Origin of the sequence: uncultured Campylobacter sp. (assembly GCF_938045205.1) — a bacterium.
Taxonomy (GTDB): domain Bacteria; phylum Campylobacterota; class Campylobacteria; order Campylobacterales; family Campylobacteraceae; genus Campylobacter_B.
The window spans coordinates 1-9,146 of record NZ_CALIMY010000119.1 but is presented as its reverse complement, the minus strand read 5'-3'; the positions used below and the strand labels follow the sequence as shown (position 1 = coordinate 9,146).

Sequence of the window (9,146 nt, the reverse complement as noted above, 5' to 3'; positions counted from 1 at the left end):
AGCGAAATTTTGAAATTTTAAAGCGAGCAAAATTTTAAAATTTTTCGGCGCGAAATTTTAAAATTTACGGCTTGCGGAATTTAAAATTTCGCCTCTTTGCCACTCTGTGCGAAATTTGGTAGCGGTAAAATTTGCAGATAAAATTCCACGCCTAAAGCCGACGAGGGTGCGACAAGATTATTTAAGATTATACTTAAAGGCAAAATTTGAAAACCGAACTAGAAAATCCCGCGCAAGAAACCTCGGCGCAAAACCGAAAAAATTTTAGCAAAAATTGCTTCGGCGCGCGCAGTCTGTGGCTGATATTTGCCGCGATTTTTAGCGCGATTGCCGCGACGTTTTGTTGCCTGCCCGCGCTTTTATTTTTGATTTTCGGCGCGAGCTTTTCCATTTTTTCAGGCGCAGAGGCGCTGGAAGGTTACCGTGCGCCGCTTTCTGCGTTAGCGCTTTTTTGCTTCGCGCTTTCTGCATTTTTCTTTTTCAAAAAGCCGCGCGCATGCTCGCTGCAAAGCGGGCGCAAAAAATGGATTCTGATCTACGCGCTCTTAGGAGCCTTGCTTGCCTTTATGCTTACATATCCCGAAATTTTAGGAGGGCTTTATGCGTAAAATTTTGTTTTTGATGCTTGGATTTACAGCGCTTTTTGCCGACAAAGAGGTTAAAATTTACGTGGAAAAAATCCACTGCCCGCTCTGCACCGCGATCGTGCGAAAGGCGCTTTTGCAAACACCAGGCGTGATAAGCGCGAAGGTTTCACAGCAGAGCAAAACCGCGACCGTCGCGGCAAAGGATGATGCAAACGAGACCGCGATGCTTGAGGCGATCGCTAAAACGGGCTATGAAGGCGTAATCGTAAAATAAAGATCCCCGGCAAAATTCTGACTAAATTTTAAATAAATTCTTGCTAAATTTCGGTAAAATTCATGCGACTTTGCATAAAATTTCATTTTGCGCGGCTTGCCTGCAGCGTAAGCTAGCGCGATTTAAATTCTGCGCGTATTTTGCGGAAGCGCTATGTCGGCACGGTCGCGTTTAAATTTAGCAGAATTTCGCAAGCGCTTAAGCGAGTGCGGTTGCTTTTAAATTCAACGGGCGTGTCGCAATAACGCGCGGATATAATAAATTCAAAAGGAGCAAACATGCAAAAAAACGAGGTTATGAACGATTTTAAGAGGCTGTGCGAAATTCCTCACTGCAGCTGCGAAACGGAGCAGATGAGGGAGTTTTTGGCAGATTTTGCGCGCTGCCTGGGCTTTAACGTAAACGTCGATGAGGCTGGCAATATCCACGCCGTAAAGGGCGAGCCTAAAATTTGCCTGCAAAGCCACTATGACATGGTCTGTGTGGGCGCGGCGCCGCATTTGGAGCTGATCGAAGAGGACGGTATCTTAAGAGCCAAAAACTCGAGCTTGGGCGCTGATGATGGTATCGGTGTGGCGATGATGATGGGCGCGATGCGGGAGTTTGCGAATTTAGAGTGCTTATTTACCAACGACGAAGAGGTCGGGCTCGTGGGCGCAAATGCCTTTAAGGGTAAAATTTTATCGCCAAATCTACTAAATTTAGACAGCGAAGAGGATGACCGCGTGACGCTGGGCTGCGCGGGCGGCATAAACGTAAGCGCAAAAATCGGCGCGCAGACCGTTAAAAAGAGCGGTAAAATTTACGAGATCGGCGTCACGGGGCTTAGCGGCGGGCACTCGGGCAACGAGATACACAAAAATATCCCAAACGCGACGAAGCTGCTGGCGAAATTCCTAGCCGAGGAGGGCTGCGAGCTAATCAGCCTAGATTTTGGCGAGAGGAGCAACTCGATCCCCGCAAACGCCGTGTGCAAGGCGCTATGTGCGCATGAGCCGGCGCAGCGCGGCCTGGCGTGGGTGAAAAGCCTCGGCGAAGGCGAAGCGGACGTGCTGGTAAATAGCGGTAAAATTTTGGCGCTAATTAACTCATTTGCCCAGGGCGTGCGCAGCTACGACACGCAGCTTGGCATGGTAAATGAAAGCATAAATCTCTCGACCGTTAAGCAGAAGGGCGATGTGATCGAGTTTGACTTTTTCGGACGCGCTATGAAGCGAGAGGGGCTCGAAAATCTAGGCTTTGAGACTAGCACGCTGGCTAGCGCGCTGGGTTTTGATGTGAGAGTAGCCGATCGCTCGGCGAACTGGGCACCGTGCATCAGCGACTTTGCGCATATGGTGCTTGAGGAGTTGCAAAAACAAAAACCGCAGGCTAAATTTGCCGCCGTGCACGCAGGCCTTGAGTGTGGCGTACTGGTCGCAAAACAGCCCGAGCTGCAAGCCTGCTCCATAGGTCCAAATATCCACTCGCCTCACTCCGTAAACGAGCACTGCGAGATAGCGTCGGTGGAGATGATGGCGGAAGTAGTGAGAAACATAGTCGCTAGACTGCAATAAATTTAGCGGCTTGTCTTTTTGTCCTATACTTCGTTGGATTTAAATTTTACTCGGTCACTACCGACGAGGTAGCTCCCGTCGTAAAATTTAAATCCGCCTCGTCTAGAACAAAAATACTTCGCCTTTATTTTATTTGGGCGGCTCGTCTCGCGAGTGCTTTTTCGAAATTTGGCAAAATTTTTATTCTGCAGGCTATATGACGGGAACCCCCGCCGTAAATAGCAAATTTAAAAGGAGATAAAAATGAAAAACCAGATCAAAAATTTTCTGCAAAATTGCGAGCAGATCGTTAAATCACAAGCAAAGCGATACGAAAGTCGTAGCTCTTTTGCGATGAAAATTCCACCCGTTTTTATACTGCCTTATGATGAATTTGAGAAAAAATTCGGCTCAAATTTACATTTGGATAGCAGTTCCTGCGTGCTGGTGTTTGACGGCGATCTTAGCCTGTCGGGAGGCACGATAAATTCCGCTTGGCTTAAGGATAAATTTAACGAAGTGGGCGGCAAAAATAACGCACGAGCGATGTTTGTTAACGGAAATTTATTTATCAGCGGCGATATCATCGATGATGATTATCTGTTTTTACAAGTCGCCAAAGATACGGCGTGTGATTATCTGCATTCGCAGGACGGCGTTATCGCAATCGGTGGCAATCTAACGGCGCTTTGGGGCATAAGCGGCGAATACAACGACGGGATGTTGCAGGTTTTTGGAAAAACGCAAGCGCCGTATATCGTCTCAAACGACCACGCAATGCCTAATCATAGCGCTAGCGAATGCGTCTATGTCCTAGATGGACGGATCGGTCGAAGCTACCTGGGCGCGCTTGATGGTTGGGAATTTTTTGAAGATTGCGAGCTGATGTTTAAGGACGGAATTTGCGAAGATGAGCATCAGATCGATATTTCTGCCTTTTTTGAATTTGTAAAAAAGGGCGTTAATCCGCTGGTGGATTTTAAAACTTTTGAAGCTAGAAAAGCCGCCTGGGACGAAGAAAATGAAGAGCAGGAGTCAGAATGCGCAGGCGATCTGCCCAAAAATTCCGAGACTATCGCCGAGACGATATATTTAGAAAATTTCAGCGGCAGCGATGAGGAGCTATACGAGTATATGGTGAGCGAATTCGGGGCTATAGAAAAAATCGGCGACGAAAGCGAAAAATACGCTTATGGCGGCAGAGCTTTCAAGCTGTCTATCATTGCGGCGAGGATGGCGGAAAATTGGCAGCTGATTACCCAGCGTTACTCTGCGCGGCAGATAGATGACCTATGCAAAAATCATCATCAAAAGCGCGACGAATTTGGCTGATTATTTTTTAAAAATCGGCGATAAAAAACAGCTTGCGTTCATCTATGAATTTTTAAACGACGATGCGGTGAGCATCGAAAAGGACGAGCCGTTTTTATACGAAACGCTGGTGCGCGCGGGCTTGGAGTTGCAAGATTACGATAACGCTTACGCGCTAGTGTCCGTCATCGATAAAAAGTCTGAATTTTTGCCGTAGGAGGTGGCAAAAAGTATCGCGGACGTGATTAAAAGCGAAGGATACCGGGCTTGGCTGGCAAAACAGTAAGCTCCAAAAAGCAAAATTTTAAATTTTTCTAAAAGATAAAAACCAAAAGAGGCGTTTATAAAATTTCAATCTAAATTTTCTACGCCATAAAGCCGAACGTCTGCCATAAAGTGGCTTTAAGCAAGGCGTCAAAATTTTAAAATTCCGTCAAATTTAAGTGCGTAAATTTAAACCCGCATTTGCAGGCTGAATTTTACGGAAAATTCTTATCCTTACTGCTGCACAGTTCGTTTAAAAAGCACTCTTTGCAGTTTGGCTTGATTGCCTTACAGGTGTAGCGGCCAAAAAGCACCATGCCTTGGTGCAGCTTACCAAGATCCGTTTTAAAAGTCTCGCTAAGATCGCGCTCCGTAAGCTCGGGCGTCTTTGCACGGCTCAGCCCTAGGCGATGCGCGACGCGAAAGACGTGCGTATCCACCGCCATCACGTTTGCGCCCGCGCCCTCTAAAAGCACGACATGAGCGGTCTTTTGCCCCACACCCGCAAGAGATTTTAGCCCCGCTTCATCAAGCGGCACGACGCCGTCAAAGTCGCGAACCACCGCCTGCGCCATTTTGATTAAATTTACCGCTTTGTTGTTGTAGAAATTGCACGAGCTGATTAGCAGCTTAACGCTTGCCAGATTGGCTTTTGCAAGCTCTGCAACGCTCGGGAATTCCGCAAAAAAGCGCGGTGTGATCAAATTTACCCGCTTGTCGGTACACTGCGCGCTAAGCATCACGCAGACCAAAAGCTGATAGGTGTCTTTAAATTTCAGCTCGCTGCGCTCTTGCGCAAAGTTTTGTAAAATTCTCTTTTTTATCTCTAAAATATCTTTTTTACTTCTCATTTACATTTCCTCAAGGCGGAATTCTACCCTAAAATTCTAAAGTACAGTTTGATTGTTAACAACTTTGAGTTATAATCGCCGTTAAAATTTTTTTAAGGAATTGTGATGAAAAAAGTTTTATTTACAGCACTTAGTTTAGCTGCTGCTATCAGCCTCAACGCTACCGTTTACGCTACCGTAAATGGCAAAGACGTAACTGAAAAAGAGCTCGCTCCACTACTTCAAGGCATAGGCAATGTAGATATCGCTGCTCTTAATGCCGATCAAAAAAAGGAGCTTATCGATAAAGGCATTGATCTGATGCTGCTAACGGATGAAGCTAAAAAATCGGGCGTTATGGACGAAGACGTTTATAAAAAAGAGCTTGAAATCGTAAAAGATAACTTAGCGCTTCGTGTATGGCAGGCTAAAGAAGCCAGCAAAATAAATATTGATGATAAAGAAATAGCCGATTTTTATAACAAAAACAAAGCGCGCTTTACCGAGCCTGCGAGAATCAAAGCGGCTCAGATCGTCGTTAAAACCGAAGCTGAGGCAAACGATATTATTAAGCAGTTAAAAGGGCTTAGCGACAGTGCACTATTTACTAAATTTGCAGAGCTTGCCAAAGCTAAATCTATCGATCCGCAGGCTAAACAAACCGGCGGCGAGCTAGGCTGGATGCCTAGCGATCAGGTCAAACCTTTTGCCGATGCGATCTCTAAGATAAAAGATGGTCAAATCACCACTAAAGCGATTAAAAGCAGGGTCGGATATCATGTCGTGTTAAAAGAGGAATCTCAAGCTAAAAAGCAGCTAAGCCAAAGCGAGGCAAAGCCTTTTATTGAGCGCGTACTTAGACAGCAAAAAGCGGCAAAAGTAGTCGAGCAAAAAGCGGCAGATCTTCACAAAAACGCTAAAATCGAGTATAAATAATATAGGAGCTAAAAATGGGCGTTTTAGATATAGTAAAACCGGGCGTTTTAAGCGGCGATGACGTAAGTAAGGTCTATGCGTATGCGAAGCAGCAGGGCTTTGCGATCCCTGCGGTAAACGTAGTGGGGAGCAACTCCATAAACGCCGTCTTGGAAAGCGCTAAAATCGCAAATTCGCCCGTAATAATTCAGTTTAGCAACGGCGGCGCAGCGTTTTACGCAGGTGCCGCTTGCCCAAATGCCGCGGTTTTAGGCGCTATTGCAGGCGCGCATCAAGTGCATGCTTTGGCGGCTCATTACGGCGTTGCGGTGATTTTGCATACTGATCATGCCGCGAGGAAGCTGCTTCCGTGGATCGACGAACTCATCGAAGCTAATGCCGCTCATAAAAAAGCTCACGGCGTGCCGCTTTTTAGCTCGCACATGCTCGATCTTAGCGAGGATGATTTGGAGCTAAATTTAGCGACCTGCGAGAAGTATTTGGAAATTTTAAGCGATCTTGGAATTTCGCTTGAGATCGAGCTTGGCGTCACAGGCGGCGAAGAGGACGGCGTCGATAATACCGGCGTCGATAACGCGCGGCTTTACACCCAGCCCGCAGATGTCGCGCTTGCTTACGAGCGGCTAAGCAAAATCAGCGATAGATTCAGCATCGCAGCAAGCTTTGGCAACGTCCACGGCGTGTATAAGCCGGGCAACGTTGTGCTGCGACCCGAAATTCTAAAAAATTCGCAAAAATTCGTGCGCGAAAAATTTAATCTTCAATCTGAAAAGCCTGTAAATTTCGTCTTTCACGGCGGCAGTGGTAGCGAGACCTCCGATATCAAGGCGGCCGTGAGCTACGGCGTCGTTAAGATGAATATCGACACTGACACGCAGTGGGCGTTTTGGGACGGCGTGCGCGCTTATGAGGCCAAAAATCACGGCTATTTGCAGGCTCAAATTGGCAATCCGGAAGGTGAGGATAAACCGAATAAAAAATTCTACGATCCTCGCAAGTGGCTAAGAGCTGGCGAGCAGAGTATGGTGGCGCGCTTGCAGGTCGCATTTGACAATCTAAATTGCCTAAATAGGAACTAATATGGATCGCCCAAATAACGAAGTGCTCGATATCACGCTACCTGAGGCGAAGGAGCGCTCGTTAGCGGGCGTTTTTTTTAAGATCGCAGCTCTGCCGATTGCGGTTTTTGTGGTGTTTTTGCTGGGCTATTTGGGGCTTATCGGGCTGAAGGTAGAAACACACTCGATCCTGATGCTTGCGGTTTTGCTAATTATTGCACTAATTTTAGCTCGTCATAATGCAGAATATGGCTGCTTAAATTTTCAAAATAATATCGATGACTTCAAGCGCGAGCTGAAAAATTACATTGTCGCCAATCTCTTAAGTATCGGCGGCAAGAAAAAATCAGATGCCAGCTTTGATCTTTTTGTGGACGAATACGGCTACTCGCTGCGTAATCAAAACTACGCTTCCGTCGCATCGGCAGTCTTTCCGATGCTTGGAATTTTAGGAACTTTCATCTCGATTGCGATTTCGATGCCGCACTTTTCCTCAAGCAATATCGATGGGCTCGAAACCGAGATCGCGCAGCTTCTAGGCGGCGTAGGTACAGCATTTTACGTCTCGATCTATGGAATCTTTTTGGCGCTTTGGTGGATATATTTTGAGAAAAAGGGCATCAGCAAATATGAGCGCCTGCTCATCAAATACAAAAATTCCACTAAAAATTTCTTCTGGAACAAAGACGAAATAACACAGGGCTATCTGAGTGAAATTTTAAACTCTAATTCTGAAATTTCGCGCTCATTTGCGATGATGAGCTCTACGAATTTTACCGAAAGGCTAAACCGCCTAATCGATGAAAAAATCGGCGCTTTTGAAAGCGTGATGGAAGCTGAGAAGCGAAGTATGGCGATTACACAAGAAGAGCTTGAAAAAGCGGGAGAGATGGTCCAAAGGACAAATCTCGCTCACGGCGAGTTAGATAAGAGCTTCGCTCAAATTTTATCTGCGCTTAAGTCCGTGTCTGCAAGCCTAATCGAAATTCAAAACGGGATTTCCGCGCAGTATCTAAATCAGTCTAAGACTTTAACGGACGGGCAAGGCGAGCTGGCTAACATTACTAGTGCATTAAGCGCTCAAATCAAGAGCCTAAATGCTTCCTTGGGCGGGTTTGCGGGCGAAATTTCAAGTTCGCAGAATGCTTACGCCGCTAAAATTGACGCTAGCTTTAAGGGACTAAGCGCGGATTTGAAGGCACTTTTAGCTGGAGAGGGCGCTGCGCGGACGAGCAACGAAAGCATCATCGAAGAGCTTCGTAAAACGCTTGCGAGCATCGATGAAAAAGCACTTTTAGATGAAAACGAATAACGAAGAAAAAGAGACCTTCTGGATCGCGTATGCCGATTTGATGGCGGGACTGCTTTTTGTTTTCGTGCTTTTAGTAGGCGGCATCATCGTCAAATACTTCCTCACGCAAAGCAACCTGCAGGAGAAAGAAAGCCAAATTTCAAGTGCACTAGCAAGCCTGCAAAGCCAGGAGAAAAAAAGCGCCGAGCTTGAGGCGCTGAATAAAATTTTTAGCGACCAGCTCGAGAAGCTAAATATCGAAAACACCGACCTTCGCAAGCAAAATTCCATCTATTTCATACAGATCGAAGATCTAACCGAGATGGCGGAGAGGCTGAAAAAAGAGAATTTAGACATAAACTCGCTTTTGCAAAAAGCGCGCGACGACGCCAACGCTACGATCAGCCAGAACGAACTTAAAATCGCCTTTTTGCTCGATCAGCTCACGAAGAAGGAGAGCGATTTTAATAAAATTTTACAAGACCTCAACGTCACGAAAAACCGCATCCGCAACCTAACCGGAATGAAGGTCAAAATCATCGCCGATCTGAAAGAGAAGCTGGGCGGCAATATCCGCATCGATAACGAAAGCGGCGCGATGACGCTAAGCTCGTCGATCCTTTTCGACAAGGGTTCAAGCGAGCTGAAAGAGAGCGCCAAAGAGACGCTCCGCTCGACGCTGCAGAGCTATTTCGCCGCGCTTTTGAATAACGATGAAATTCGCGAAAATTTAGATCAGATCATCATCGAAGGGCACACGGACAGCGACGGCGGGTATTTGTATAACCTCGAGCTCTCGCAAAATAGGGCGTTTGCTGTGATGGATTTCATCAACTCGTGGAATAAAGATGAGCGACTGCAAAAATATCTCATCGCCAGCGGTCGCAGCTACACGCAGCCCGTGATGCGCAGAGGCGTCGAGGACAAGGACGCTAGCCGCCGCATCGAGATCAAATTTACACTCTCAAACAAAGAGGCGATGGAGGAGATCAGGAAATTTTTGCAGTTTGATGCGAACGCTACGAATTAGCGGCTCGCCCTTAACGGCTCGCTCGAAATT

Annotated in this window: 10 protein-coding genes; 9 read left to right on the top strand and 1 reads right to left on the bottom strand. The window is 46.5% G+C overall.

Going from position 1 to position 9,146, the window contains the following annotated elements; translation table 11 throughout:
- Positions 1-206: 206 nt before the first annotated feature.
- The 5 genes from Q0198_RS07270 to Q0198_RS07250 all read left to right on the top strand — a co-directional run bounded on the left by Q0198_RS07270 (position 207) and on the right by Q0198_RS07250 (position 3,924).
- Positions 207-608, top strand: a complete 402-nt coding sequence (locus tag Q0198_RS07270) for an aryl sulfotransferase (protein ID WP_297896516.1) — start codon at positions 207-209, stop codon at positions 606-608.
- Positions 601-861 carry a cation transporter gene (locus Q0198_RS07265; protein WP_297896513.1) on the top strand — a complete coding sequence of 87 codons (261 nt, stop codon included), beginning with the start codon at positions 601-603 and terminating at the stop codon, positions 859-861. The genes Q0198_RS07270 and Q0198_RS07265 overlap by 8 nt, the downstream gene beginning before the upstream one ends.
- Positions 862-1,139: 278 nt before the next feature.
- Positions 1,140-2,417 carry a M20/M25/M40 family metallo-hydrolase gene (locus Q0198_RS07260; RefSeq protein WP_297896511.1) on the top strand — a complete coding sequence of 426 codons (1,278 nt, stop codon included), beginning with the start codon at positions 1,140-1,142 and terminating at the stop codon, positions 2,415-2,417.
- 243 nt (positions 2,418-2,660) lie between these two features.
- Positions 2,661-3,728 carry a hypothetical protein gene (locus Q0198_RS07255; RefSeq protein ID WP_297896509.1) on the top strand — a complete coding sequence of 356 codons (1,068 nt, stop codon included), beginning with the start codon at positions 2,661-2,663 and terminating at the stop codon, positions 3,726-3,728.
- Entirely contained in the window at positions 3,682-3,924 is a 243-nt protein-coding gene (locus Q0198_RS07250; protein ID WP_297896508.1) for a hypothetical protein, read from the top strand. The genes Q0198_RS07255 and Q0198_RS07250 overlap by 47 nt, the downstream gene beginning before the upstream one ends.
- A 262-nt stretch (positions 3,925-4,186) precedes the next feature.
- Here Q0198_RS07250 and nth read toward each other — a convergent pair whose 3' ends face one another.
- The gene (gene nth / locus Q0198_RS07245) at positions 4,187-4,822 is read right to left on the bottom strand and encodes an endonuclease III (RefSeq protein ID WP_297896506.1); all 636 of its coding nucleotides are present in this window, start codon (positions 4,820-4,822) and stop codon (positions 4,187-4,189) included.
- 105 nt (positions 4,823-4,927) lie between these two features.
- Between nth and Q0198_RS07240 the strand changes: the two genes are divergently transcribed.
- From Q0198_RS07240 to Q0198_RS07225, 4 genes are read left to right on the top strand one after another with little or no spacing between them, the layout of a single operon-like run.
- Positions 4,928-5,737, top strand: coding sequence for a peptidyl-prolyl cis-trans isomerase (locus Q0198_RS07240; RefSeq protein ID WP_297896504.1), 810 nt, complete (start codon positions 4,928-4,930; stop codon positions 5,735-5,737).
- Between the two features lie 14 nt (positions 5,738-5,751).
- Positions 5,752-6,816 (top strand): class II fructose-bisphosphate aldolase, encoded by a 1,065-nt coding sequence (fbaA, locus tag Q0198_RS07235; protein ID WP_297896501.1) that lies wholly within the window; start codon positions 5,752-5,754, stop codon positions 6,814-6,816.
- A 1-nt stretch (position 6,817) separates the two neighbouring features.
- Entirely contained in the window at positions 6,818-8,107 is a 1,290-nt protein-coding gene (locus tag Q0198_RS07230; protein WP_297896500.1) for a MotA/TolQ/ExbB proton channel family protein, read from the top strand.
- Positions 8,094-9,116: an OmpA family protein gene (locus Q0198_RS07225; RefSeq protein WP_297896498.1), complete on the top strand. Its 1,023-nt coding sequence runs from the start codon at positions 8,094-8,096 to the stop codon at positions 9,114-9,116. The genes Q0198_RS07230 and Q0198_RS07225 overlap by 14 nt, the downstream gene beginning before the upstream one ends.
- Positions 9,117-9,146 lie beyond the last annotated feature (30 nt).

Coding starts and splice junctions, on each gene's coding strand:
- Q0198_RS07265 (WP_297896513.1), top strand. CDS start 601: ATGCGTAAAATTTTGTTTTTGATGCTTGGATTTACAGCGCTTTTTGCC.
- Q0198_RS07260 (WP_297896511.1), top strand. CDS start 1,140: ATGCAAAAAAACGAGGTTATGAACGATTTTAAGAGGCTGTGCGAAATT.
- Q0198_RS07255 (WP_297896509.1), top strand. CDS start 2,661: ATGAAAAACCAGATCAAAAATTTTCTGCAAAATTGCGAGCAGATCGTT.
- Q0198_RS07250 (WP_297896508.1), top strand. CDS start 3,682: ATGACCTATGCAAAAATCATCATCAAAAGCGCGACGAATTTGGCTGAT.
- nth (WP_297896506.1), bottom strand. CDS start 4,822: ATGAGAAGTAAAAAAGATATTTTAGAGATAAAAAAGAGAATTTTACAA.
- Q0198_RS07240 (WP_297896504.1), top strand. CDS start 4,928: ATGAAAAAAGTTTTATTTACAGCACTTAGTTTAGCTGCTGCTATCAGC.
- fbaA (WP_297896501.1), top strand. CDS start 5,752: ATGGGCGTTTTAGATATAGTAAAACCGGGCGTTTTAAGCGGCGATGAC.
- Q0198_RS07230 (WP_297896500.1), top strand. CDS start 6,818: ATGGATCGCCCAAATAACGAAGTGCTCGATATCACGCTACCTGAGGCG.
- Q0198_RS07225 (WP_297896498.1), top strand. CDS start 8,094: ATGAAAACGAATAACGAAGAAAAAGAGACCTTCTGGATCGCGTATGCC.